This is a genomic window from Paenibacillus yanchengensis, from assembly GCF_042684845.1.
Classification (GTDB): domain Bacteria; phylum Bacillota; class Bacilli; order Paenibacillales; family Paenibacillaceae; genus Pristimantibacillus; species Pristimantibacillus yanchengensis.
Genome location: NZ_JBHUMH010000054.1, coordinates 22,253 through 48,681 on the forward strand (window position 1 = coordinate 22,253; position 26,429 = coordinate 48,681).

Consider the following 26,429-nt stretch of genomic DNA (forward strand, 5'->3'; position numbering starts at 1 on the left):
TAAAAATTTTATTTGGAAAAGTGATCGTAAGTGATATCATGTAAAATATAAGCAAGAAAAAAGATGACGGATGGTTGCTCATAATGGTGCTGCAAATGGGTAAGCTGAGTATAGTATATATTGGTGTAATGTGGATTGTTGCGCATTTCTAAATTACTTTTAATTAATGCGTCTACTTTATCAGCAATATCGACCATATGACCTTCATAACTATCATCTTTAGCATGGACGATAAAATCGGTTAGCTTCGTACGAAACATGCTCGGCAGTTGGTCAACCATTTGGCTTGCCAAATGACGTTCATATTGTTCAAAGGCTAGCTTTATTTGTTGTGAAGATTTTTTTATTGGAGAAGCAACGTCACCACTGACAGCTTCAACAATATCATGCAGTAAAGCTCGGGATAATAGCTGATAATGATCAATCGATGTAACTTGGAACCGCTCTGTCTCTAGCGTACTGTTGAATAGTGCAATGGCAGCTGTTCGAAAAGAGTGTGTAGCATCGTTGTCGGGAATAATATTGAAACTACCGCTCCAACGCTGAATAAGATCTAAATTCATCATATAGTGGACGAATAAAGCTACTCCGGTTGTCGGTTGAAATGGTTGTTTGCTAGGATGTTCGGGAAACAATTCATCGAGCAGCCAAATAACAGATTCGCTTGCATCTTGTTTCAATTGTTCATATAGACTGTGTAGTGTTGTACTGAAATAAGGATTACTTCCAGCATCATGCTCTCTTTTGCAAAATAACAATGCGTCGAGTGTATCAATATCTGCGATTAATTTTCCAACATAACTATCATCTTCTGCATTTACGATGTAATCGTAAAATGCTGGCTGTAAGGATCGGGATAAGCTTTGGACAAGCTCAGCACTGACTTCTTGCTCTAGCTGTTTAATATGATGTTTTACATGAGGATCTTTTTTGGTTATATGTTTAATCGAGCCGGTAATTGTTTCGTTCAAGTCATGTAGTAATGCCCGAGCGACTAATTGTAATTGATCGACGGAATGATTGAATTGCTGTTCTTCTATAATGCCAACTAAAATGGCAAGAGCAGCACAGCGAAAACTATGGCTGGCAGCATTGTCTTTGAAGCGAGGAGCATGTTCATGCCAACGAGCGACATACTGCATTTGAAAAATGGAGTGAAAGAATCGGCTATTATTCATGTGCAATCGTCCTTCTCTTTACAAATTTTTAACTTTAATAAGTATAGCATCTTAACCGTAACACATGTAGGATAAATAGTGGAACTAGCATTGCTAGTTCTAATGACAGATAATTTGGAGTGTGGATAGCTTGAATAGTTTTCGGGCACGATTGACTGTAATCATTATAACGATAATTGCACTTGCCGTTAGTGCTGCCGGCATATTAATGATGCAAACGTTCAAAAACATTTATATTGATTCGCTTGAAGATAATATGGTGCGAGAGATGAAGTTAATCTCTTCGCGAATGGATTGGAAGACGGAAGGTACAGAGGCACAATTACAGCAATATTATACGGAGCAAGCGAAAGAATTAAAAAGTTATACTGAGGCACGAGTGACATTTATTCGCAAAGACGGGACCGTTTTGGGTGACTCCGATTTCGCAGCTGCTGAGATGAACAATCATTTGGAACGAAATGAAGTGCGAGAAGCTATTCAAAACGGAACGGGACGAGCGGTTAGACCGAGTGATACGATGCAGATGAATATGATCTATGTCGCTATTCCGATAGAGCAAAATGGTACAAGTGAATATGTATTACGATTAGCGATGACGCTAAAAGAAGTCGATGAAGGTATTCGCAAAGTAATGTACGTACTAGTTGTCGGCTTACTTATTTTATTTGTATTAGCGGCAATTATTAGCTATCGAATAGCGTTAGGATTAACTCGTCCTTTAGAACAAATTACGAAAGTCGCTAAACGAATTACGAATATGGATTATAAGGCGCGTGTTACTGTAAGTAAGAAAGACGAAATAGGAGAATTAGCGCACGCTATTAATGCGATGGCAGATAGTTTGCAAGTGCAAATGGAGCGGATTAAGCATAATGAAAGTCAACTACAAACTGTGCTTGCTAATATGATTAACGGAGTAGTGATGATTAACGAGCAAGGGTCTGTCGTTTTGATGAATAGACGAGCGGAAGAAGTATTAGGTATCAAAGCGGATGAATTAGTGGAACGTCATTACACCGAAGCGAAGCAGCAATTTGAGCTGTCACAGTTAATTCAAAAGAGTTTAAATTCAAAAGAAGCGATACGTGAAGAGATTACATTTTATTATCCAGAAGAAAAGCTAGTAGAACTTACCTTCGTTCCTATTTGGGGACAAGAAGAAGTGCGTAGCGGCGTGTTGCTTGTATTACAGGATGTCTCGGCTATTCGCAGACTAGAAAGAATGCGCAGCGAGTTTGTGGCGAATGTTTCTCATGAACTAAAAACGCCAATTGCAGCTGTCAAAGGGTTCGCCGAAACATTGCTTGGCGGAGCTGTAAAAGATGAAGAAACGACACGTACTTTTCTGCAAATTATATTTGATGAAAGTGATCGTTTGAATCGATTAATTGGAGATATTTTGGAATTGTCCAAAATTGAATCTAGACGAGTTCCGTTAATGTTTTCACCAGTGGAATTGGATAGCTTTGTTAATAAAACTTTAACACTGTTAGAATCGGAAGCAGCTTTTCGCGGTATAGAATTGGTAAGTAACATTGAACAAGGGTTATACGTTGAAGCGGATGAAGATCGTTTGCGTCAAATTATTATGAATGTGTTATCGAACGGAATTAATTATACGACCGAAGGTGGAAAAGTAACGATAGCGATAGAAGCGTTAGATGAGGATTATATCGCTATTGAAATACAAGACACAGGTATTGGTATTCCTAAAAAAGATTTACCTCGTATTTTCGAACGTTTTTATCGTGTCGATAAAGCCAGATCACGCAGTTCAGGAGGGACCGGATTAGGCTTGTCGATCGTGAAACATCTGGTGGAATTGCACAAAGGAACGATCACGGTTACAAGCACTACAGGTGTCGGAACGACCTTTACCATTATTCTACCGGTATTGCAATAAAAAAAGTTGCCTAATCTTCGAACAAGCGTGGTAAACTAGAGATAGTGATTAATTATTAGAAGTACGAACAGTATTCGTATTTCATTGTAATGGTACTATTTCTCTCATGGAGGTTATCATGAATTATAAGGTGCTTGTTATTGAAGATGAGCCGACACTAGCCAGATTACTTTCCTATAACTTGGCACAGGAAGGTTATGAAACGACGGTAGTCGATCATGGCGGTGAAGGGTTGCATGCAGCGATGCACGGTAGTTATGATTTAATTATTCTCGATATTATGCTTCCGGGGTTAAATGGTTTTGAAGTGTTGAATCGATTGCGGGATAGTGGCAATAAGACTCCGGTTATTATATTAACCGCTCGTAATGCAGAGGAAGAAGTCGTCCAGGGGCTTAAGCACGGAGCAGATGATTACATTACAAAACCGTTCGGTGTTGCGGAACTTTTGGCTCGTGTTTCTGCTGTTTTACGTAGAACACAGTCTGATGACGGGGAGCCTACATCTTCGAACGAAAAAGTAATTCAAGCTGGTGATTTGTTTATTTATCCCGAAAAGTATGAAGTGACCTTGCATGGAGCAAGCATTTCATTAAGACCAAAAGAGTTTGAAGTACTGCTATACTTAGTACAACGGCCAGGTGTCGTTGTTACGCGAGATGATTTGATGAATGTAGTGTGGGGATTTGACTACTTTGGTGGTCAACGGACAGTAGACGTACATGTCAGTTCTCTGCGCAAAAAGTTAGAATTAGGGCAGCAATCTGTTGCAATCGACTCCATTCGTGGTGTGGGATATAAATTAGTAATGAAAAAAAAGCTCGAGACCCGTTAGCCGGAATCGAGCTTTTTTATATTTGTTTCCATTGTAGCATTTTATTTTGAAATTGTTTTGGTGAGCAATCATTATATTTTTTAAACGTTTTATAGAAATGAGCCATATTTGGCATGCCTACTCGTTCACTAACTTCAGCAATGCTTAAATCTTTCGTCAGTAATAATTTTTCCGCCCATTTTACTTTTCGATAATTTACATATTCGGTGAACGATAAGCCAATAGTTTTTTTGAAGTACTTCACAAAATAAAAATAACTCATGTTTGCTAATTTACATACCTCTTCGACAGAAATGCGCTGATGCAGGTTTTGCTCTACAAAGTTAAGAACTGGTTGTAAACGAACACGGTCAAAGTTGTCTTGCTCTAATAAAACTTCTTTATTGTCATTACGTAGCAACAGCAAAAGTAGTTGTTTAATATTAATACTAACCGCCAGCTCATAGCCGATAGATTTGTGAATCGATTCGTCTAATATACTGTGTATAAGAGCAGTTGCTTGTTGCTGTACATGGGCATGCTGTTTGAATATATAGTTTGCTTGACTTAATGGAAAGTGGGTTTCAGTAAAATACTTCAAATAAGAAATGGAGCTTTGATCAAAAAAACGATCCAGCTCAAATTGCAATACAATATAATCGGATGCTTCTATGGAACGATCACGATGCAATTCTGATGTACCAATTAAAAATATATCACCTCTTCCGAGTGGGAAAATTTCATCTCCGATATATACTTCGATTTTTCCATCGAGAACAAGCAGCAACTCAAGTTCTTTATGATAATGCCAGTTGATGTAAGTATCGTTACCACGTATGGAACGAAATACACGGAGCGATAGCAATGGATTTTCATAAGGTACTTTTTCATTAATGGCTTCCAACTTCATGGCATTATCTCCTTCCGAATATTTTGCGCACGACTTGCGTAGCTACTTCTGACATCATCATTCCGATAGCAATTGCTCCAGAAATAAGTAGTGCTTCTGTCCCTAGTTCTATTGCAATATCATATTGATCCTCGACGACATTCCGCATCGCATTATAAGCGAGCCTACCGGGAACGAGCAGTATAATACCTGATACATTAAATAAAATAATCGGTGTTTTTAATTTACGGGCAAAAAATTGACTGATTAACGTAACGCCAAATGCAGCTAACATAACGGCAACAATACTGCTGAGTGCTAGCCAATCTTTGGCTGCTAAATTAATGATCCAACCTGTCATGCCGACGAAACCGCACACCGGGAGTAGCTTTGCAGGTACATTGAATAAAAAACCGAATGTTGCTGTTGCAATAAAACTTATCAGTAAGTGTAGCCAAATGCTCAATGTAATATGTACTCCCTTCTAACTATATAGCGTTAATATTGCGGCGATACCAGCTCCGATGGCTGTTGCGGTTAATAAGGATTCTGCACCTTTAGATAGACCTGAAACAAGATGACCTGCCATCAGATCTCTAACTGCGTTCGTTATATTAAGACCTGGAACTAAAGGAATGACAGATCCGATAATAATCGTGTCGAGATTGGTAGCTAGACCGTAGTCAGTCGTCACAATGGCTAACGTACCTATTAATAAAGCTGCAACAAATTCCGCAAAAAATTTAATTTTAATATAAGAATGCAACCAAATAAAACAATAGAAGCCAGAACCACCGATCATAAGTATCGGCAATAGATCTGTCCAAGTGCCGCCTACCAAAAATAAAAAACTACCGCTTGCGATAGCTGCTGCTAAAGTGGTAAGCCAGTTTGGATACTCCGAACGCTCTAAATCGATGCTTTGCATCTTTTCGTATGCTTGATCGGCATGCAGTTTTCCGGCAGCAATTTGCCTAGATACGTCATTAACGAGCGCAACTTTAGTTAAATTGTTATTTCTTTCGGAAATTCGAACGAGTCGTGTTGCATGAGTTGATCCATCAATTGCAAATAATATGCCTGTTGGTGTTACATAACTATGAGAATGGGTATGCCCATATGCGGCGGCTATTCGCATCATCGTATCTTCTACACGCTGCGTTTCACCACCGCTTTCCATTATAATTTTTCCTGCTAGCAAACATAGTCGAGTAATAAATTGCGAATCTGACTGTACATTGTCGATGACTGCTGCATCATTAGTTATTTCCGTATGGCTCATGCGAATGTGCCTTCCCCTTCCTAATGAATCTATCCTTCTCTAATTATATCATACGCAAAGGACATTTCATTTTAGCTTGTTTTATAAGTAATTGACAAGAGAGATTAGACGTTTCAAATCTTGGTAATCATATTATTATCATTTCCTGCCGTTTTTTTGAAAAAAGGAGCATCTTTTCTTCAGTTTTAACATTCCATTAACAAAAACAGAATACTTCATTAACAAACGAGCCTTAATATGAAGAAAGAAAGAGAAACGTTAAAAAAAAATAATATATTCAATAACTATGAGGAGTGGTTGTTTTGATTAGTAAAAAGAAAAGAGTTCTAAGTTTTACACTTGCTTCGGTAGGAGCGATTATGTTACTTGCTACAGCATGTGGTAACAAAGAAGAGGGAACAACTGGTGGCGCAGCATCGAATAAACCAGCTGAAACAGCACAAGTATCCAATACAGCAGCACCAAGTGATGCGAAATTGACTGGTACCGTTCGAGTGGATGGATCAAGTACCGTTTTCCCGCTGACAGAAGCAGCCGCAGAAGAGTTTAGAGTAGAGCAACCTGATGTACGTGTACCAGTTGGTGTATCCGGCACTGGTGGTGGGTTTAAACAGTTCTGTGCAGGTGAATTAGAAATTGCCAACGCATCAAGACCTATTAAAGATGAAGAAGCTGCGGCATGTACAGATAGTGGTATCGAGTTTACAGAATTATCGGTAGCTTATGATGGATTGTCCGTTGTAGTAAGCAAAGAAAATGACTTTATCGATCACTTAACAAAAGAAGAATTAAATAAAATCTTTATTACTGGTTCAACAGTAAACACTTGGAAAGATGTTCGTGATACTTGGCCAGATACGCCAATTCAAATATTCTCTCCAGGTGCTGATTCTGGAACATATGACTACTTTAACGAAGCAATTTTAGATAAAGAAGGTATTCGTAACGACAAAGCAATTGTATTTAGTGAAGATGATAACACACTAGTAACAGGTGTTACTGGAAGTAAAGATAGTATTGGTTACTTTGGATTTGCTTATTACGAAGAAAATAAAGATAATTTGAAAATTGTTCCAATTGATGGTGGTGCAGGTCCAGTATCTCCAACATTTGATACGATCAAAGATAGCAGCTACTCTCCACTTTCTCGTCCACTATATGTATATGTGAACAATAAAGCAATGGAAGAGCGTCCAGAAGTAAAAGAATTTATGAACTTCTATATTAATAATATCGGTCCGATGGCAGCTGAAGTTGGTTATGTCGCCTTGCCAGATGAAAAATATGCAGAAGAAGCAGCAAAAATTAAATAAGCAAACGATAAGCTAGCGTTACGTAATAATGTGGTGTCTATCACAGGCATCACATTTTTCACGCAAAAATTGTTAACGAATTGTAAAAGGAGGCTTAGCTGATATGCAGCCTGCCCAGTTTAAAAACAAACGTAAAAGTGTCATGAACATGATTATGCCGGTCGTACTTTTTTTATGTGCGAGCGTTTCGGTATTAACGACGATTGGAATTGTAGTTACTTTGTTAACTGAAACGATTGATTTTTTTAAGAAAATTCCTCTGTGGGATTTTTTGACTGGTACGAAGTGGTCGCCACTTATTGCACCGAAAAGTTTTGGTATATGGCCATTGCTTTCCGGAACATTACTTATAACAGTTATTGCTTGTTTAGTTGCCATTCCTATTGGTCTTGCTAGTGCTATTTATTTGTCAGAATATGCTCCAAAAAAAGTAAGAAAAGTTGTAAAACCAATATTGGAAGTGCTAGCGGGTATTCCTACCATTGTTTATGGTTACTTCGCGCTAAGTATTGTCACACCGATTATTCAACAAGTATTTAGTTCTGCTGGTGTGTTTAATGCGCTAAGTGCCGGGATAGTTGTCGGAATAATGATCATTCCGATGGTCAGCTCATTGAGTGAAGATGCGATGTCGGCAGTACCTCGTGCTTTACGTGATGGAGCATATGCACTTGGAGCAACACGCTTTGAAGTAGCGCTAAAAATAGTATTACCAGCAGCGACATCTGGCATAGTAGCAGCGGCGGTACTTGCCTTCTCTAGAGCGATTGGTGAGACGATGATTGTTACACTGGCAGCCGGTTCTACGCCAAATATGACCATTAATCCACTTGAAAGTATTCAGACGATGACGGCATATATTGTACAAGTAAGTCTTGGAGATACACCGCATGGTTCTGTAGAATATGGATCGATCTTTGCAGTTGGTATGACATTGTTTGTTATTACCTTCTTGCTTAATATGATCGCTCAATTTGTAGCTAAAAAGTTCCGGGAGGAATATTAATATGAATATTTTCCATGATGCTAATCATAAACAAATTTTGCGGCGGCGAAGAACGGATTGGCTGCTTCATATACTGTTTGTACTAGCTACCTCCATCGGGGTTGTTGCATTATGTGCGCTGTTAATTGATATCGTTATTGATGGTATTACCCGTTTACAACCACAATTGTTTACTGAGTTTCCTTCGCGAAAAGCAGACAAATCAGGAATGAAGTCAGCGCTCGTTGGAACGATTTATATGCTATTAATTATGGCGCCAACATCTTTTATTTTCGGTGTAGGAGCAGCGATTTATTTAGAAGAGTATGGGAAAAAAGGTCGGATTACAAAACTGATCCAGTTGAATATTAGTACACTTGCCGGAGTACCATCGATCGTTTACGGTATTTTGGGATTAGCTATTTTCGTTCGCTTGTTTGCACTGGAACGTAGCTTGTTAGCAGGAGCACTCACGATGACGTTGCTTGTCTTACCTATTATTATTGTTTCGGCGCAAGAAGCGATACGGGCTGTACCACGCTCGAGGCGAGATGCATCGTTTGCACTTGGAGCGACAAAATGGCAAACAGTGTCACGAGCTGTATTACCATCGGCGATGCCGGGAATATTGACGGGAGTTATTCTTGCAATGTCACGTGCAATCGGAGAAACCGCACCACTTATTATGATTGGTGCGTTAACGTATGTTCCTTTTCTTCCGAATAGCATGATGGATTCATTCACAGTCATTCCAATTCAAGTATATAACTGGTTATCTCGACCACAAATGGAGTTTAAGGAACTCGCAGCTAGTGGAATTATCGTATTGTTAGTTTTACTTTTACTTATGAACTTCTCTGCTATATTGCTACGTAATAAATATCAAAAAAATGTGTAATCCTCTAGGGGGTACAAGGAGGCAAGCAAGATGGCGACATTAATCGATATAAAAAATTTGAATCTATTTTATGGGACATTTCAAGCATTGAAAAATGTAACCTTTACTATTCCCGAAAAAGCTATTACAGCATTTATCGGACCATCTGGTTGCGGGAAATCGACATTACTACGGACGCTTAATCGAATGAATGATATGATTCCAGGCACAAAAATTGACGGACAATTAAAAATTAGTGGAACAGAAGTGTATTCTAATCAAGTGGATGTGGAGACGTTACGAAAGAAAGTGGGCATGGTTTTCCAACAGCCGAATCCTTTTCCAAAATCAATTTATGATAATATTGCTTATGGTCCACGATTGCATGGTATTACAAATAAAGCGAAACTAGATGAAATTGTAGAAACCAGTTTGAAATCAGCTGCGCTCTGGAACGAAGTAAAAGATCATTTGCGTCGTTCAGCATTCGGACTATCCGGTGGTCAGCAACAACGTCTTTGTATCGCAAGAGCGCTAGCAGTTAATCCAGATATATTGCTAATGGATGAAGCAACAAGTGCGCTAGATCCGATATCTACACTTAAAATTGAAGAGCTTGTTCAAGAGTTGAAAAATAATTATACGATTGTTATGGTTACTCATAATATGCACCAAGCAGCGCGTGTTTCGAATCAAACAGTATTTTTTCTAAACGGGGAAGTTATTGAATATGCTGAAACTGACAAACTGTTTACTACTCCAAAAGATCAACGAACAGAAGATTACATTAGTGGACGATTTGGTTAAGTATTAAAAGGTGAGGGAGCGAGAGAGGAAATGATGACGTTTCGAAAAGAGTTTGATCAAGGATTAGAGCAATTGCATAATTTGATCGTAGATATGGGAATATTTGCAGAACAATCGTTAATAAATGCGATGAAATCATTACAAACTCAAGATTTGGAGCTAGCTGGGGAAATTATTAATAAAGATAGTGAACTGAATGCGAAGGAAGAAGAAGTAATGGATTTGGGATCACGTTTAATCGTGACACAACAACCAGTAGCCAAAGATTTACGTCGCATTTTATCTTCCTTTAGAATTGCAAGTGATTTGGAACGAATGGGTGATTTGTCAGTTAATATTGCTAAAGTTGTCATTCGAATGAATAGAGAGCCCATCATAAAGCCGCTGATTGACTTGCCACGTATGGCTGAACTGGTTGTTTTGATGACACGAGAATCAATCCAATCTTTTGTCCAGGAAAACGTAGATCTTGCTTACAAAATGGCAAAAGATGATGATGTAGTCGATGCGTTATTCGGTCAAATTATGCGTGAGCTTAATATGCTGATGATGGAAAATCCACGTAATATAGGGCAAGCATCTTTATTACATGTGGTGGGTCGCCATATTGAACGCTTTGGTGATCATGCAACCAATATCGGTGAGAGTGTTGTTTATTTGGTAACGGGAAAACGGCCAGATTTGAATACGTAATATTAAAATTTGCTTATGATGGGTTTTCTAGCGAGCGGGATGCTTGAGAAAGCCCATTTTGTGTTATGATAATAGGGTAGGTATTAATCAGACGAGGTGCTGAATGATCATGACGAAATGGATGTTAATTGACGGTAGCAGTATTGCTTACCGAGCGTTTTTTGCAATGCCACCACTGACTAACTCAGCAGGTATGCATACAAACGCAGTATATGGTTTTACTACGATGCTGCTTAAATTACTTGATGAGTATAAACCAAGTCATATATTAGTTGCTTTTGATGCGGGAAAAGTGACGTTTCGTCATAAACAATATGAGGATTATAAAGGTGGAAGACAGAAAACTCCCCCTGAATTGTCAGAGCAATTCCCGATACTAAAGCAATTAATTGAAGCATTTGGCATAACGCAATATGAGCTTGATGGCTATGAAGCCGATGATATTATAGGGACATTATCACGACTTGCTGATGAACAGAAGGAAGAAGTCGTTATTGTTACTGGAGACAAAGATTTATTACAACTGGCATCAGATCATGTAACGGTACTGCTTACTCGCAAAGGAGTAAGTGAAGTTGATACGTATACTCCCGCTGCTATTTCGGACAAGTACGGTTTATCTCCACAACAAATTATTGATCTTAAAGGATTGATGGGTGACGCTTCTGATAATATACCGGGCGTACCAGGAGTTGGCGAAAAAACAGCTTTGAAATTGCTGCACCAATATGGTTCTGTCGAATCTGTTTTGGAAAGTCTTGACGAGCTAAAAGGAAAATTAAAAGAGAATTTAACGAATCATCAAGCAGATGCAACAATGAGTAAACAACTGGCGACGATCTATCGTGAAGTTCCATTAGAGCAAACACGAGAACAATTGCAGTATGCTGGATTTGAGAAGGAAAAACTGGCAGAAGTGATGCGAAAACTAGAATTCAAATCGTTGCTGGAACGTTTAGATATAGATGTAAGTAGTGGAGCAGATGAACAAGCGGTACAGAAAGCTGTTGCTGAACTGCAAATAACTGCGCTTGATGAGACTAATACAGCAGAACACGAACAACAAATACAACGATTATTACAATTGTTAAAGACGGAGAAGAGCCACGGTTTGTTTATTGAATCGATTGGCGACAATCCGCATCATGCTACGTTAGCCGGGCTTGCAGTTGCTTTAGAAGAAGAAGTGTTCGTTTTTGGAGCAGAATTGCTATCATCTAAACTGGCAAGACCATTATTTGATTGGTTAGCTGATGAAGAACAATATAAGTACGGCTATGATTTGCACAAAGCGGAGCTAGTACTACGATGGTTAGGTTATTCGTTAGGTGGAACTAACTTTGATATTCATTTGGTTGCTTACTTGCTTGATCCGACCGATGGAAACCAAGCGCTCAGTGATATAAGTGAAAAGATGGGAATTGCTGGTGTGGCTTCAGATGAAACAGTCTATGGGAAAGGGGCAAAGTTTAAGCTACCTAACTCCAACGAGCTGTACAAGCATTTAGCGATAAAAGCAGATGCTGTTCGTAAGCTGATGCCATTATTGCAGGCAGAGTTAGAGAAGACGGATATGGGCAAATTATATTATGAATTGGAACAGCCACTTTCACGGATTCTTGCCAAAATGGAGCATCAAGGAATAATGGTTAGGTCTGAGGAATTAACGGAGCTTGGGTTACGACTAGACGAACAAATTACGAGCATGGTCACACAAATATATGAGCAAGCTGGTACGGAATTTAATATTAGTTCACCAAAACAGCTTGGCGAAGTATTGTTTGAACGATTGGGATTACCAGCGCACAAAAAAACCAAAACTGGTTATTCCACTAGTGCCGAAGTGTTGGAGGAATTGGCGCCCTATCATCAAATTATTCCGCTTATATTGAACTATCGTCAAATGACGAAGCTACAATCAACTTACGTAGAAGGATTACTGAAAGAGATCCGACCGGAAACTGGTAAAATTCATACGTATTTTAGGCAAACAATTGCTGCGACAGGACGGTTGAGCAGCCAATATCCTAACTTACAAAACATCCCGATTCGTTTGGAAGAAGGAAGACAAATTCGGAAAGCATTTGTACCTTCTGAACCTAATTTTACGATATTAGCTGCTGACTATTCTCAAATTGAATTACGAGTGCTGGCTCACATATCTGGCGATGCCAATCTCAAAGAAGCTTTTATCGAAGAAATGGATATTCATACGAAGACGGCGATGGATGTGTTTGGGGTTGCTGCATCTGACGTAGATTCCGATATGCGGAGATCTGCCAAAGCGGTTAATTTCGGTATTGTATATGGGATAAGTGACTATGGTTTATCACAAAATTTAAGTATTACGCCAAAAGAAGCGGCCAAGTTTAAAGATCAATATTTTCAAGTGTTCCAAGGTGTACGTAAGTTTATGGATGACATTGTGCTGGAAGCAAGAGAAAATGGATACGTTACGACAATATTAGAGCGGAGACGTTACTTGCCAGAGATTAAATCATCTAATTTTAATTTACGTTCCTTTGCCGAAAGAACAGCGATGAATACACCGATTCAAGGTTCGGCGGCAGATATTATTAAACTTGCGATGGTACAAATGGATGAAGTTATAAAAGAGAAAAAATTACGAAGCAGAATGCTACTTCAAGTACATGATGAGTTGGTATTTGAAGTTCCAAAAGATGAATTAGAGTTGATGAAACAACTAGTACCAGAGGTAATGTCTAACGCGGTTAAATTAGATGTACCTTTAAGTGCATCTGTTAGTTTTGGTGCAAATTGGTACGAAGCAAAATAGTAGTGTGGGGGATTATGTGCCATGCCAGAGTTACCGGAAGTTGAAACGGTTAGAAGAACATTAATGCAACTAGTAGTGGGGAAACAGATTGACCATGTTACGATTAACTTGCCACGCATAATAAAACGACCGATCGAGCCTGAACAATTTGCCGATGCTATTGTTGGTCAAACGATTCAGACGATTGAGCGTAGAGGGAAATTTTTGAAAATAATGATGGATGAGTTAATGTTAGTATCACATTTGCGAATGGAAGGGAAATATGGGGTGTACGACAAAAGTGATCCGTTGGAACCTCATACCCATGTCATCTTTCATTTTACAGATGGTACGGAATTAAGGTATAGAGATGTAAGGCAATTTGGTACGATGCATTTATTTTTACCCGCCGAGGAATCACTACTTCCGCCATTGAATAAACTTGGAGTAGAGCCTTTGGACGAACAATTTACTGTACAAGTGTTACGAGAAAAGCTGGAAAGACGTTCATCCAAGATTAAGCCGTTGTTGCTGAATCAAGAGCATGTCGTTGGATTAGGCAACATTTATGTCGATGAAGCTTTGTTCAAAGCACGGATTCATCCGGAGCGAGAAGCGAGTACATTAACAGAAGCCGAGTGGTCGATGCTGTTTATTTCTATTAAGGAAACGTTGCAGCAAGCGGTGGAAATGGGCGGATCTTCTATTAAATCGTATGTAAATGGACAAGGTGAAATGGGGATGTTCCAACAGCAATTGCTAGTATATGGTCGAAAAAGTGAACCATGCCCAACATGTGATCATCCAATTGAAAAGTTAAAAGTGGCTGGGCGCGGAACGCATATATGTACTAAATGTCAACAGAAGCTTTAATGAACGAATGAAAACTCCTCCCTGCTCTCATGCACCTGTTCTATGCTGATGCATAAGATAGTGGTGAGACGGGGGAGGAGATGTAATTGCTTGAACTGATGATGTCGCTTGCTGCATTAGCTTTTGCAGTTAGTTTAGATGGTTTTGCCGTTGGTGTTGCCTATGGATTACGTAAAATTAAAATACCATTTTTTTCTATTGTTATCATTGCTTGTTGCTCTGGTTTGATTATATGGCTATCGATGCAAGCAGGTACGATACTAACCTTAGTGTTATCACCACAAATAGCAAAATGGATAGGAGCATTCATTTTAATTGCTATGGGTAGTTGGTCGCTTTTGCAACATATTCGTCATCGAATGGTAAGTGCTGCAAAAGAAAAACAAGTACCAGTTGGGAAAGTGCAAGCTGAAGCGATAGATCAACAAGTAAAATCAGCGAATTCGAAACAAGTATTAACGCTCGAGATGAAGCGACTAGGGCTTGTTATACAAATATTGCGTACACCGCAAGCGGCAGATGTAGACCGTTCCGGTAATATATCAGCGAAAGAAGCGATTATGTTAGGTACAGCATTATCTCTTGATGCACTTGGCGCAGGTATCGGTGCAGCAATGCTTGGACTGCCGTCGTTAGTTACAGCTTTTACGATTGCTATTTGCAGTGCCTTGTTACTTTTTGGTGGTCTACAAGCAGGGCTACATATGGTTGGGAGACGCCAATTGAAATGGATAGCTATATTGCCAGGAATATTATTAGTTGTCATTGGAATTGTTCGTTTATTATGATGGGAGGTGACGATCGTTGATCATCGGATTGACTGGAGGAATAGCGACTGGTAAATCGACAGTTGCTACAATGTTAAAGCAGTTAGGGGCTGCAGTAGTAGATGCAGATCAAATTGCTCGAGAGGTGGTAGAGCCTGGCAAACCAGCGCTAGAGGCAATTGCCTCATTATTTGGACAAGCTATATTGCAATCGGATGGTCAGTTAGATCGGGTTAAACTCGGTAGTATTGTGTTTTCTGACAAAAGCAAGCTACAGCAGTTAGAAGCAATTACTCATCCAGCAATTCGAGAAGAAATGCATCGTAAAATAGAGCATATGCAACAACATTCCGATTCGCGATTGATTGTCGCTGATATCCCTTTATTGTATGAAACAAAGCAAGAGGATTATTATAAAGAAGTGCTAGTTGTTTACGTACCAAGCAGTATCCAGCTGATTCGATTAATGGAACGGAATGGGATGACAGAAGTCGAAGCAAAGCGACGAATAGCGCTGCAAATGGATATTGAACAAAAAAGACAGCGAGCCACCTGGGTAATTGATAATAGTGGCACAGTGCCAGCTACATACGAACAAGTAGAAAAGTTTTGGAATAGTCGGGTATTGTTATGAAGATTCGAGTGAAAAAACGATTTTATTTTATTTTGTTGCTTGTCATATGTATCATATTATTTGCAAATTCGAAAATAATAGGAACGTTATTATATCCTATTCAATATAAAGAAGTTATTCGAAATAATGCCGAAAAATACGATCTCGAGCCACAGTTAATAGCCGCTATTATTCGGGCGGAATCCAATTTTCAAACGGGTAGAGAATCACGAAAAGGTGCACTTGGTTTAATGCAACTAATGCCAGAAACGGCGAATTGGGTAATGGATAAAGCAGGATTCGAAAAAGTGGATGACGGTCATCTTTTGGAAGATGTTGATGCAAGTGTGGAAATTGGTAGTTGGTATTTGCACTCTTTATTTCAGCAATTTAATAATAATCAAATAGCAGCTATTGCTGCTTATAATGCAGGCCCTGGCAATGTGCGAAAATGGCTAAAAAATGGAACATGGGATGGCTTAGAAGAAACGGTCAAAAATATTCCATTTGGGGAAACACGTCACTATGTACAAAAAGTACAATACTATTATAATAAGTATAAGAAGACATATCCTATATTTTAATAAGTGAAGAAAAGCCTTGAAGTAGGTCACTTCAGGACGAATACTTCAAGGCTTCACTTGTATTGGCGTTATAATACAATAATTATTGACGACCAGCTAGAGATTGTTGTGCGATTTGCACTAGACGACGAGTAATCGAACCACCGATTGAACCTGTGTCTTTAGTAGCCATGTTACCGTAGTAACCGTCTTGAGGAATAGCAATTCCTAATTCTTGAGCTACTTCATATTTCATTTGATCTAGTGCTGCAGTAGCTTGAGGTACAAGCAATTGATTGCTGCTACGTGAATTGTTCATTTATGTTCACCTCCTCGCGGGTTGGTAACTGTATTATGTGCGATATTACAAACTTCATTCATGTAAAAATTGGTAATTTTTTTATTCAATTGTTTTGACTTAAATTTTAATAAATGATGGAGGCGAAATCGAGCTATGAAATGTCCGTATTGTGATTACTCAGGTACAAAAGTATTGGACTCCAGACCAGCTAATGAAAACAAATCGATTAGACGCCGCCGCGAATGTGAGCAATGTAGTCGTCGGTTTACCACATTTGAAATGGTGGAAGAAACCCCTTTAATAGTAATTAAAAAAGATGGTAGTCGTGAAGAATTTAGTCGCGATAAAATTTTACGAGGATTAATTAGAGCATGTGAAAAGCGTCCTGTTTCATTAGAGCAATTAGAAGTGATTGTATCAGAAGTAGAGAAAGAAATTAGAACAACTGCACAAGGCGAAGTAGAAAGTAGCCACATTGGAAATGTAGTTATGAACGAACTATATCCGTTAGATGAAGTGGCATACGTACGATTTGCTTCAGTATATCGTCAGTTTAAAGATATAGATATGTTTATGAGCGAATTAAGTAGTATTTTATCAGGGCATCAATTGAAAGATGTGAAAGATAAAAAGAATATGTTGGACGAAAAATGTAACGATTAGCAGTGTTACTTTAGCGATAAAACTAGGATATCATTGACTATTCATGTAAAATTGTGGTACAGTAAAAGTTGTGAAAATTACTAAGAGGGGCTATAGTTTAGGGGGAAAATAGGTCACTGGCAGTGATCAGTCCGCGGTTCGATTCCGCGTAGCTCCACCAATATATTGTAACTTACTGAAGGACGGCAGATATGCTGTCCTTTTTTTGTTGTTAAAAAGTAGTAACTATATTATAATTTTGCTATCTTCTAAAAACGAGGTGGAATGGATGTCAATCCGAATCATTCGAAGTAATTAGTTTTCGGGCCAGAAAAAACGCGTACTGGCTATCAAGGGGGAAGTCTGCCTTTTGATCAGATGAAAACGAAAACAACGAACGATATTGGGTGACATTGTTATTCTAATTTACTTCTTTTTGGAGGTTTTTTTATGTTGAAAAAATGTTTAGTAGCATTTCGATGGTCTATATTATTATATATTTTCCTTGGTTTTGTGGCGCAATTTTTTTCCACTATCGGAATTTGGTCGTTACAAGTAGTAGTTGATCGTGTAGTTACAGCCAAACACTACACCGAGCTAGTGCCGGAGATTACTCTTTATGGTGCAATACTTATTATTGCTGCCATTACACATTATATATTGGAGTACCCTCATACTTATTTATCACACAGTATTTTTGAAAAGTTAAAAATTATGGCATTGTCTAAAGTTTCAAAAATTGATTATGCTGCTTACCAAAACATAGGTACAGGAGAAATGATCAAAGTAATTGAAAATGGAGCCGCTGCCGGTAGAAATATGATTCATTCTTTTTACTTACAGATATTACACGATCTATTACCGACTGTTATTTTTAGTTTATTATTTTTAAGTTTTTATAATAGAGAAGTTATGATAATTATTTTAGCTGGTTATATTATTATATTTATAATGAGTTATGCCCTTTTGCGAGTAATGTATCGGATAAAAACATCTTTACTTGAAAAACAAGAAAACATGTCTAAATACTCGATTCGTGGTTTTATGGAGCTGGTTGTCTTTCGCTTAAATAAGCGATATGTGCAGGAGATAAGCCGATTGCGTATTACAGCTGATGAAGTAGTTAAGAAAAATGTACAAATAAAAATGATTCATGAATCGTTTTTCTCGATTTTTGCTTTATTTGTTATTGTCATTAAAATAGTTGTGTTAGCGTATGGAGTTAAAAGTGTCATATCAGATGAATCTTCTATTGGTGTTATCCTTGCATTACTTTTGTTAATTGATCAAGTCTATACTCCTATTGCGATATTTAATGTTTTATTTGTGGAATACAAATTAGACAGAGTGACCTATAACCGCTTTGAAAATTTTTTGAATGCTCCAGAAGATATCAACTTAGAACAAGGAACAGAAATCGTAGCGTTTCGAGGAAATGTAGAATTTCAACATGTTTCTTTTGCCTATGGGAATTTTAAATTATTGCACAATATGACTTTTTCGATTAAACAAGGGAGTACAGTAGCTATTGTAGGTTTGAGTGGTAGTGGAAAGTCTACCATCATTAAATTAATATTAGGACTGCTCAAAAAAAGCTCTGGGCACATCTTATTGGATGGTGTTAATATCGACGAAGTAAAATTAAACAGTTTGTATAATCATATATCTTATGTGTCGCAAGAAGCACCAATATTTGATACGACGATAAGGGAAAACATTGTTTTTGATGAGCAAATGACAGATGAGCAAATTTATGAAATATTGGATGACGTACATTTGAAGGAAACAGTTTGGAACTTTCCCGATCGATTAAATACTATGGTTGGAGAAAGAGGAATGAAATTATCTGGGGGAGAGAGACAGCGATTAGCTTTCGCCAGAATTATTGCGCAGCAAAGAAGTTTTGTTATATTAGATGAGCCGTTTTCAGCATTAGACCATTATACAGAGCAGAATGTAATGAATAGCTTAACGAGTCTGCTTTCTGACAAAACAATAGTTATCATTACACATCAGTTACATTTTTTGGAGCATGTAGATCATATTTTGTTAGTCAAAAATGGCGTAATGGTTGGTGAAGGAAGTTTTAAGCAGCTACTGCATAGCAACATTTATTTCCAACAGTTGTGGGATAACGATGTTACAGACAAGCGAAAACCAGTGGTAATGGAACTTAAGGAATAGGTGAACCGAAAAAGATCGTTGTACAATAGTTCCATAAAGTAGGGAGGATGGCGGAGAGTTTTTTTCTGTCATCCTTCGTTTTTATGGACAAATATTAAATTTGAAAAAAACGCTAGATTAATTGTACGTACAACATTATAATAGTGTTAGAAACATTCGTACAATTAATGTGGTAAAGGAGTGACTTGATTAGTGAACAGTACAATCAATCGTTTGAAGGAATCGGTATTGGAAGCTAATTTGGCGTTGCCTAAGTATAAGTTAGTGACGTTTACATGGGGTAATGTCAGTGCTATTGACCGAGAATCAGGTTATGTTGTTATTAAACCTAGTGGAGTGACCTATGATCAGCTAACGAAAGATAATATGGTTGTTGTAGATCTACAGGGTAACATTATAGAAGGTAGTTACAAACCATCATCAGATACACCTACTCATGTCGCATTATATCGCGCATTTCCAGGTGTAGGTGGGATTGTGCATACGCATTCTCCTTGGGCAACAAGCTGGGCGCAAGCGGCGAAAAGTTTGCCGGCGTTAGGGACGACCCACGCTGATTATTTTTATGGAGAAATTCCATGCACGAGAGCAATGACGGAGCAAGAAATTAACGGCGCTTATGAGGAAGAAACTGGGAACGTTATTATTGAAACTTTTGATAACCGGGATCCTTTGCAAACACCGGGTGTATTAGTGCATAGCCATGCTCCATTTGCTTGGGGAAAAGATGTAGATGAAGCTGTTCATAACGCTGTCGTTTTGGAAGAAGTAGCAAAAATGGCAACTCGCACCTTTATGATCAATCCAAATATTCGAGAAATGCAATCTGTATTGTTAGATCGTCATTTTTTACGTAAACATGGTGTAAACGCTTATTATGGTCAGGAGGAGAGTCATTAATGACGAAGAAATATGCCATTGGCATTGATTATGGAACACAATCGGGACGAGCGGTAATCGTTGATTTGGATAACGGTGCAGAAATAGCCGATCACGTGACGCCATATGCTCATCATGTAATGGACAGTAAAATTCCTACTTGCGATATACCATTACCACCAGATTGGGCATTACAGCATCCGTTAGATTATATAGAAGTGATTCGTACTTCAGTTCCAGCTGTTATGACAGCAGCTAACATAGATCCGCAGCAAGTGATCGGAATTGGAATAGATTTTACAGCTTGTACGATGCTGCCGATTAATGAAGACAATGAGCCACTCTGTCTGTTAAAGGAATATGAAGCAAACCCGCATAGTTGGGTGAAATTATGGAAACATCATGCAGCGCAAGAAGAAGCTAACCGAATTAATGAATTGGCAGAGCAGCGTGGAGAACGATGGTTACAACGTTATGGCGGGAAAATATCATCGGAGTGGATGATGGCAAAAGTCTGGCAAATATTGAATGAAGCTCCAGAGATATATGAAGTAACGGATCAATTTGTTGAAGCAACAGATTGGGTTATCGGGCAATTATCCGGTGTCATTAAACGAAATAGTTGTACTGCTGGCTACAAAGCGATTTGGCATAAACAAGATGGCTATCCGAGTGAGCAATTTTTTAAAGCATTGGACCCCCGCCTGGAACATGTAACGTCAACGAAGCTGCGTGGTGAAATCGTTCCGCTAGGTACTAGAGTGGGCGGCTTATCCCGCAAGTTTGCAGAGATGACAGGACTACCAGAAGGCATTGCTATTGCAGCAGGTAACGTTGATGCGCATGCAGCCGTTCCAGCGGTCGGAGTAGTGACACCAGGAAAATTAGTAATGGCAATGGGAACATCGATTTGTCATATGTTACTTGGTACAGAAGAAAAAGAAGTAGAAGGTATGTGCGGAGTGGTAGAAGATGGCATTATTCCTGGCTTGTATGGCTATGAAGCTGGACAATCTGCTGTTGGAGATATCTTTGAATGGTTCGTAACGGAAGCGACGCCAGCGCATAGTTATGAAGCTGCACAACAAGCAGATATGAACATACATGAATGGTTGGAGCAACAAGCGACTGCTTTAGCACCAGGCGAAAGCGGATTAGTTGCACTAGATTGGTGGAATGGCAACCGTTCTGTTTTAGTAGACACTGACTTAACAGGTGTTATGCTAGGAATGACGCTGTTAACGAAACCGGAAGAACAGTATCGAGCTTTACTAGAAGCGACAGCGTTTGGCACAAGAACAATTATCGAAGCGTTCCAAAAAAATGGATTGTCGGTAGATACGTTGTATGCATGTGGTGGATTGCCACAAAAGAATCAATTGTTGATGCAAATATATGCAGATGTTACTAATATGGAAATCAAAGTTGCAGCAAGTAAACATACGCCTGCCGTTGGTGCGGCAATGTTTGCAGCAGTAGCAGCTGGCGAAGCAGCGGGTGGCTATGATTCTATCGTAACAGCAGCGAAAAACATGGCATCTGTTCGAGAGCAAACATTTAAACCTATTGCTGAAAATGTGGCGGTATACGATGAATTGTATGCACAATACAAGGCATTACATGATTACTTTGGTCGTGGCGGTAATGATGTAATGAAAAAGCTGAAAAAACTAAAAATAGAAGCAACAAGTAAAACATCCATTTAAACAAGTGAATGTACGCCATAATATTTTAATTAAATAGACAGAGAAGAGGAATAATGATGAAAAGAAATAGTCAATTTTGGTTTATCGTTGGAGCACAGCATTTGTACGGTTCAGAAACAATCGATCAAGTATATGAACATGCTACGACAATGATGAAGTTTTTGAATGAATCATCGTTATTAGAAAGTGAAGTCGTTTGTAAACCAGTGGTGAAATCATCATCAGAAATAGAGAAAGTAATAAGTGAAGCAAACAATGATGAGCGTTGTGCCGGAATTATTACATGGATGCATACATTCTCACCGGCGAAAATGTGGATTGCTGGTCTTATTCGATTGCAAAAACCATTGCTTCACTTTGCAACGCAATATAATCGTGATATTCCATGGGGTTCTATTGATATGGACTTTATGAACTTGAATCAATCGGCTCACGGTGACCGTGAATATGGTTATATGCAAACAAGGCTAAGACAAGCACGCAAAATAGTAGTTGGTCATTGGCAGGATGAAGAAGTGATAGCGCAAATTGGCGGCTGGATGAGAACAGCTATTGCGGCGATGGAAGCACGTTCTCTAAAAGTTGCTCGTTTTGGTGATAATATGCGAGAAGTAGCTGTAACTGATGGCGATAAAATAGAAGCACAAATTAAGCTTGGCTGGACCGTTAATGGATATGGGATTGGTGAGCTAGTTACTCGGATGAATCAAGTGAGTGAAGCAGAAGTAACGGAGCTTATGAAACAATATGAACAACAATATGATATACCTAATAAGTCCGATCCAGCTGTCTATGCAGCGATAGCTTACCAAGCGAAAATTGAAATTGCGTTAAAAGCTTTTCTTGACGAAGGTGGATATAGCGCATTTACGACGACGTTTGAAGATTTATTTGGGATGGATCAGTTGCCAGGGCTAGCTGCTCAACGGTTAATGGAACAAGGATACGGATTTGCTGGGGAAGGCGATTGGAAAACAGCGGCACTCGTTCGTATGTTGAAAATTATGTCTAACAATATTGGTACTTCTTTTATGGAAGACTATACGTATCACTTGGAACAAGGTAATGAACTCGTACTTGGGTCTCATATGCTGGAAGTTTGTCCAACGATTGCTGTTGATAAACCAACGATTGAAGTACATCCACTAGGAATTGGTGGGAAAAATGCTCCTGCTCGTATCGTTTTTAACGGAAAAGCAGGCAAAGCACTTAATGCTTCTATTGTCGATATGGGTAATCGATTCCGTTTAGTTATTAATGAAGTAGAAGCGGTTGCGATCAAATCGGAACAAGCGATGCCTAAATTGCCAGTAGCTAGAGTACTGTGGCAAGTAAAACCTGATCTGAAACGAGGAGTAGAGTGCTGGATTCGAGCTGGTGGAGCGCATCATACGGCATTCTCTTACACAGTTACGACAGAGCAGCTACTAGATCTGGCAGAAATATTAGATATAGAAGCTGTTGTCATAGACGAGGCAACCGATGTATTACAATTTCGTCAGCAGCTTAAGTATGCTGAAGCGGCTTGGTTGAACCGCGTATAATAAGTGTTGGTGTAAAAACATAAGATTGAACAGCTGCCTGACTTTTTTTATCGATTAATTCGAGTAAAAGTTGGGCGGCTTTTTTGCCTAATTCTTCTTTGGGATGAGTAATTGTCGTCAGTTGTAATGCAGTTGCTAAGGAAGAATCATCAAAACTAACGATCGATAGTTGATCGGGTACGGTTATATGCAATTGTCGAGCAGCCTCTATTAACTGAACAGCCAAGTCATCATTATAACAAACGATTGCTGTAGGAGCTGTTTCACTACGTAGTAGTGATTGGACCATTTCAATTGCATGTTGTATTTCATCCGTTTCATAAGTAATGACATATTGTGGTAATAAAGGTGAGTGCCTGGACTGATGTGCTCCGATAAATCCTTTTAATCGTTCAATCCCCTGCAAGTCATCATGTTTAAAAATACCGACAATTTTGCTATGCCCTAGCTCTATCAAATGATCTGTTGCCATCGTACTGCCTAATTGATCATTGACTGCTACATATGGAAACGGCAGCTCTGGGTAGTGTGCGTTGATCATTACTACTGGAATATCTAATTGATTTAACGTTAGATAAGCACTCAAGTTCAAATTCGTTTGGGCGCTTTTGGTTGGCTCGATAATAAGACCGCTAAGCTGTTTTTGTAAAAACAAGCTTAAACTTTCTTGTTCTTTTTGTTTATTATTATCTGTACTAGCAAGGAGAAGTTGATAACTGCGCTCACGCAATTCCGCTTCGGCTCCGCGTACAATATGCGGGAATATATAATCGGTAATATAAGTGGTCATCATCCCAACCGTTCGATGATCGATAGCGGAATTATATTTTTGTCGAGCGACAAAAGTGCCTTTCCCTTGAATCCGATACACTAACCCTTCATTTTCTAATAATCCAATAGCTTGTCTTACCGTTTGTCTACTACATTGAAACTGCTCAGCGATGGCAAACTCTGTCGGTAATTGTTCATCTGGTTTAATCGTACTGGATTGGATAAGCTGTTGCAGTTCTTTTTTTAGCTGCATATATTTGGGCACACTTTTGCTTTTCATCTTACACCTCGTTCATTATCGTTACGCAATTTTTCCATGATGTTGTACGTACAATTGTTCATGCTGTTGCTATTATAGCAAACAAATGATTTTTTTCCCAACTGAAATCCAATAAAAATTTTAATAAACAAAATAAAATGTTGCAAAAGTGCAACCAATCACTGCTAGGAAGCATCATAACTATTGGAAGGGGGAGAAAAAGCTAGAATAGCAATTTCTTATCCAGCTATGAAAGAGTGGTTTGCGGCTTTGATCAAGAATTAAATTTGACAGACCAATCAAGCAAAAATATAATAGCCATAGCCCTTAGATAAATAAACTGGGCTGTGGCTTTTTATGTTGGTGATAAAAAGTCAGGAAAAGGAGAGAGAGATGGAACAGCAACAAAGAAAGGCTAGTATTTTTTCACCACAATATCGTGCTTCCACGATTGGTATTATTTTGGCAGTAACAACGGTTGCATTTGAAGGGTTGGCTATAACGACGATTGCGCCAGAAATTGCCCGTCAGTTAAGTGGTATTCAACTTTACGGTTGGATTTTTAGCTCGTTTTTATTAACTCAATTGTTAGGAACCATTATTATTGGGCAACAAATTAATAAAATCGGAGTAAATAATGCCTATATTGTTTCTCACACATTGTTTATTACTGGTATTATTATTGCTGCACTGGCTAACAGTATGGGAGTTTTAGTTATCGCGCGGGCGTTTCAAGGATTCGGTGCAGGTGCGATTATGACTTGTGCTTACTATAGTATAAGTTTAAATTATCCGAATCAACTACGTACAAAAATATTAGCAGCATTTTCTAGTGCTTATATATTGCCATCGTTAATCGGTCCTTATTTTGCGGGAGTACTTGCGGAGCAATTTACATGGCGATTAGTATTTTGGTTTGTATTACCTTTAATTGCGATTGCGTTAGTGTTAACTGTTCCTACCTTTCTTAAATTGCAGCGCAAAGCTTTTGCAGAACGGGAGCAGCATACAAATGATCGTACCAAGCCGTCGTATCGGACAGAGCTACAAGCGGTGTTGTTAACGTTTGGTACAGCATTGTTACTACTTGGTTTAGGTAAAATTGTAGAATGGCAAGGAATTGTACTTACTATAATAGGGTTATTGATTTTAATTAAGCCACTACAGCAATTACTGCCACCAGGTAGTCTTAAGCTGAAACGAGGAATGCCTTCCATCATTGTATCTCGCGGGTTATATATGGCTAGTTACATAGCGGCAGAAAGCTATGTCGTTCTTGCTCTTACTGAGCTAAAAGGCAACTCTGCGGATACAGTGGGGCTTGTTGTAGCTGGAGGTTCGATTACGTGGTCGTTTGCTGCTTGGCTTCAATCCAAATTAGATGAGCGGGCAGAAGGGAAAAATCGAGAGCGACGGATTAGTATCGGCTTAGTGTGTATGACCATTGGGCTTGCTTCTATTGTGACTGTTGTTAATTTACCAGGCAATGGACTGTTTCTCACTTTAATATCACAAATGATTATTGGCTTCGGTATTGGACTAGCAAATCCTACAACCGGTGCGATTGCACTTTCAAAAGCACCAAAAGGAGCAGAAGGAGAAGTATCTGCGCATTTGCAATTTATTGATGCCTTTGGACCAGGGCTTAGTATAGGTATTGGTGGGGCAATTATTGCAGTGAGCAATTTTTATGATGCGGGTCTTTCTACAGGGATTATCATCGCCCTTGCTTTACAATTAACGTTGGCTATCATAAGTTTAATCATTTCTTTTCGAGTAAAAAATTAATTTATAAAGCTAATTTACT

At 38.8% G+C, this 26,429-nt stretch carries 24 protein-coding genes and 1 tRNA gene; 19 read left to right on the forward strand and 6 right to left on the reverse strand.

The genetic code is table 11. The annotated features are described in order from the left end of the window. Positions 1-8: 8 nt before the first annotated feature. Positions 9-1,178 carry a YfbR-like 5'-deoxynucleotidase gene (locus tag ACFSTH_RS14180; RefSeq protein ID WP_377775382.1) on the reverse strand — a complete coding sequence of 390 codons (1,170 nt, stop codon included), beginning with the start codon at positions 1,176-1,178 and terminating at the stop codon, positions 9-11. A gap of 130 nt (positions 1,179-1,308) precedes the next feature. On the opposite strand from ACFSTH_RS14180, the gene pnpS reads away from it, so the two are divergent. Both pnpS and ACFSTH_RS14190 read left to right on the forward strand, forming a co-directional pair. After that, entirely contained in the window at positions 1,309-3,084 is a 1,776-nt protein-coding gene (gene pnpS / locus ACFSTH_RS14185; RefSeq protein ID WP_377775380.1) for a two-component system histidine kinase PnpS, read from the forward strand. A 118-nt stretch (positions 3,085-3,202) separates the two neighbouring features. Further along, a complete protein-coding gene (locus tag ACFSTH_RS14190) occupies positions 3,203-3,919 on the forward strand; it encodes a response regulator transcription factor (RefSeq protein WP_377775378.1) in 717 nt (238 codons plus the stop codon). Positions 3,920-3,935: 16 nt separating this feature from the next. Here ACFSTH_RS14190 and ACFSTH_RS14195 read toward each other — a convergent pair whose 3' ends face one another. The 3 genes from ACFSTH_RS14195 to ACFSTH_RS14205 are packed head-to-tail and all read right to left on the reverse strand — an operon-like array spanning position 3,936 to position 6,069. Beyond that, positions 3,936-4,808 carry a helix-turn-helix domain-containing protein gene (locus ACFSTH_RS14195; protein WP_377775376.1) on the reverse strand — a complete coding sequence of 291 codons (873 nt, stop codon included), beginning with the start codon at positions 4,806-4,808 and terminating at the stop codon, positions 3,936-3,938. A 4-nt stretch (positions 4,809-4,812) separates the two neighbouring features. Next, positions 4,813-5,253 carry a threonine/serine exporter family protein gene (locus ACFSTH_RS14200; RefSeq protein ID WP_377775374.1) on the reverse strand — a complete coding sequence of 147 codons (441 nt, stop codon included), beginning with the start codon at positions 5,251-5,253 and terminating at the stop codon, positions 4,813-4,815. An 18-nt stretch (positions 5,254-5,271) separates the two neighbouring features. Then, complete coding sequence (locus ACFSTH_RS14205; protein WP_377775372.1) at positions 5,272-6,069, reverse strand: threonine/serine exporter family protein; 798 nt, start codon at positions 6,067-6,069, stop codon at positions 5,272-5,274. Positions 6,070-6,371: 302 nt separating this feature from the next. On the opposite strand from ACFSTH_RS14205, the gene ACFSTH_RS14210 reads away from it, so the two are divergent. The 10 genes from ACFSTH_RS14210 (at position 6,372) to ACFSTH_RS14255 (ending at position 16,357) form a co-directional block, all read left to right on the forward strand. Continuing rightward, positions 6,372-7,382 (forward strand): PstS family phosphate ABC transporter substrate-binding protein, encoded by a 1,011-nt coding sequence (locus tag ACFSTH_RS14210; RefSeq protein ID WP_377775370.1) that lies wholly within the window; start codon positions 6,372-6,374, stop codon positions 7,380-7,382. Between the two features lie 103 nt (positions 7,383-7,485). Beyond that, on the forward strand, positions 7,486-8,388 hold the full coding sequence (gene pstC, locus ACFSTH_RS14215) for a phosphate ABC transporter permease subunit PstC (RefSeq protein ID WP_377775368.1): 903 nt from the start codon (positions 7,486-7,488) through the stop codon (positions 8,386-8,388). A 1-nt stretch (position 8,389) separates the two neighbouring features. Then, positions 8,390-9,265 carry a phosphate ABC transporter permease PstA gene (pstA, locus tag ACFSTH_RS14220; RefSeq protein WP_377775366.1) on the forward strand — a complete coding sequence of 292 codons (876 nt, stop codon included), beginning with the start codon at positions 8,390-8,392 and terminating at the stop codon, positions 9,263-9,265. Between the two features lie 30 nt (positions 9,266-9,295). Next, entirely contained in the window at positions 9,296-10,051 is a 756-nt protein-coding gene (gene pstB, locus ACFSTH_RS14225; protein ID WP_377775364.1) for a phosphate ABC transporter ATP-binding protein PstB, read from the forward strand. A gap of 33 nt (positions 10,052-10,084) precedes the next feature. Continuing rightward, positions 10,085-10,744 (forward strand): phosphate signaling complex protein PhoU, encoded by a 660-nt coding sequence (gene phoU / locus ACFSTH_RS14230; protein ID WP_377775413.1) that lies wholly within the window; start codon positions 10,085-10,087, stop codon positions 10,742-10,744. 109 nt (positions 10,745-10,853) lie between these two features. Continuing rightward, positions 10,854-13,541 (forward strand): DNA polymerase I, encoded by a 2,688-nt coding sequence (gene polA, locus ACFSTH_RS14235; protein WP_377775362.1) that lies wholly within the window; start codon positions 10,854-10,856, stop codon positions 13,539-13,541. Positions 13,542-13,562: 21 nt separating this feature from the next. Next, on the forward strand, positions 13,563-14,393 hold the full coding sequence (gene mutM, locus ACFSTH_RS14240; RefSeq protein ID WP_377775360.1) for a DNA-formamidopyrimidine glycosylase: 831 nt from the start codon (positions 13,563-13,565) through the stop codon (positions 14,391-14,393). A gap of 86 nt (positions 14,394-14,479) precedes the next feature. Next, positions 14,480-15,181 carry an MntP/YtaF family protein gene (locus ACFSTH_RS14245; RefSeq protein WP_377775358.1) on the forward strand — a complete coding sequence of 234 codons (702 nt, stop codon included), beginning with the start codon at positions 14,480-14,482 and terminating at the stop codon, positions 15,179-15,181. A gap of 16 nt (positions 15,182-15,197) precedes the next feature. Next, entirely contained in the window at positions 15,198-15,794 is a 597-nt protein-coding gene (gene coaE, locus ACFSTH_RS14250) for a dephospho-CoA kinase (protein ID WP_377775356.1), read from the forward strand. Then, positions 15,791-16,357 carry a lytic transglycosylase domain-containing protein gene (locus ACFSTH_RS14255; RefSeq protein ID WP_377775354.1) on the forward strand — a complete coding sequence of 189 codons (567 nt, stop codon included), beginning with the start codon at positions 15,791-15,793 and terminating at the stop codon, positions 16,355-16,357. Before coaE ends, ACFSTH_RS14255 begins: the two co-directional genes overlap by 4 nt. Positions 16,358-16,439: 82 nt before the next feature. Here ACFSTH_RS14255 and ACFSTH_RS14260 read toward each other — a convergent pair whose 3' ends face one another. Then, positions 16,440-16,655, reverse strand: a complete 216-nt coding sequence (locus tag ACFSTH_RS14260) for a small, acid-soluble spore protein, alpha/beta type (RefSeq protein ID WP_377775352.1) — start codon at positions 16,653-16,655, stop codon at positions 16,440-16,442. 135 nt (positions 16,656-16,790) lie between these two features. On the opposite strand from ACFSTH_RS14260, the gene nrdR reads away from it, so the two are divergent. The 6 genes from nrdR to araA all read left to right on the forward strand — a co-directional run bounded on the left by nrdR (position 16,791) and on the right by araA (position 23,592). Beyond that, positions 16,791-17,300 carry a transcriptional regulator NrdR gene (nrdR, locus tag ACFSTH_RS14265; protein WP_377775350.1) on the forward strand — a complete coding sequence of 170 codons (510 nt, stop codon included), beginning with the start codon at positions 16,791-16,793 and terminating at the stop codon, positions 17,298-17,300. Between the two features lie 86 nt (positions 17,301-17,386). Further along, a tRNA-Ala gene (locus tag ACFSTH_RS14270) sits at positions 17,387-17,460 on the forward strand. A 269-nt stretch (positions 17,461-17,729) separates the two neighbouring features. Continuing rightward, entirely contained in the window at positions 17,730-19,463 is a 1,734-nt protein-coding gene (locus ACFSTH_RS14275; RefSeq protein ID WP_377775348.1) for an ABC transporter ATP-binding protein, read from the forward strand. A 192-nt stretch (positions 19,464-19,655) separates the two neighbouring features. Further along, entirely contained in the window at positions 19,656-20,363 is a 708-nt protein-coding gene (araD, locus tag ACFSTH_RS14280; protein ID WP_377775346.1) for an L-ribulose-5-phosphate 4-epimerase, read from the forward strand. Then, on the forward strand, positions 20,363-22,048 hold the full coding sequence (locus tag ACFSTH_RS14285; RefSeq protein WP_377775344.1) for a ribulokinase: 1,686 nt from the start codon (positions 20,363-20,365) through the stop codon (positions 22,046-22,048). Before araD ends, ACFSTH_RS14285 begins: the two co-directional genes overlap by 1 nt. Before the next feature lie 53 nt (positions 22,049-22,101). Then, complete coding sequence (araA, locus tag ACFSTH_RS14290; RefSeq protein ID WP_377775342.1) at positions 22,102-23,592, forward strand: L-arabinose isomerase; 1,491 nt, start codon at positions 22,102-22,104, stop codon at positions 23,590-23,592. Here the strand turns inward: araA and ACFSTH_RS14295 are convergent. Continuing rightward, positions 23,555-24,643 carry a GntR family transcriptional regulator gene (locus tag ACFSTH_RS14295; protein ID WP_377775340.1) on the reverse strand — a complete coding sequence of 363 codons (1,089 nt, stop codon included), beginning with the start codon at positions 24,641-24,643 and terminating at the stop codon, positions 23,555-23,557. The two genes, araA and ACFSTH_RS14295, sit on opposite strands and share 38 nt — an antisense overlap. A 372-nt stretch (positions 24,644-25,015) precedes the next feature. Here ACFSTH_RS14295 and ACFSTH_RS14300 point away from each other — a divergent pair, with 372 nt between their 5' ends. Beyond that, on the forward strand, positions 25,016-26,410 hold the full coding sequence (locus tag ACFSTH_RS14300; RefSeq protein ID WP_377775337.1) for an MFS transporter: 1,395 nt from the start codon (positions 25,016-25,018) through the stop codon (positions 26,408-26,410). Positions 26,411-26,429: the final 19 nt, after the last annotated feature.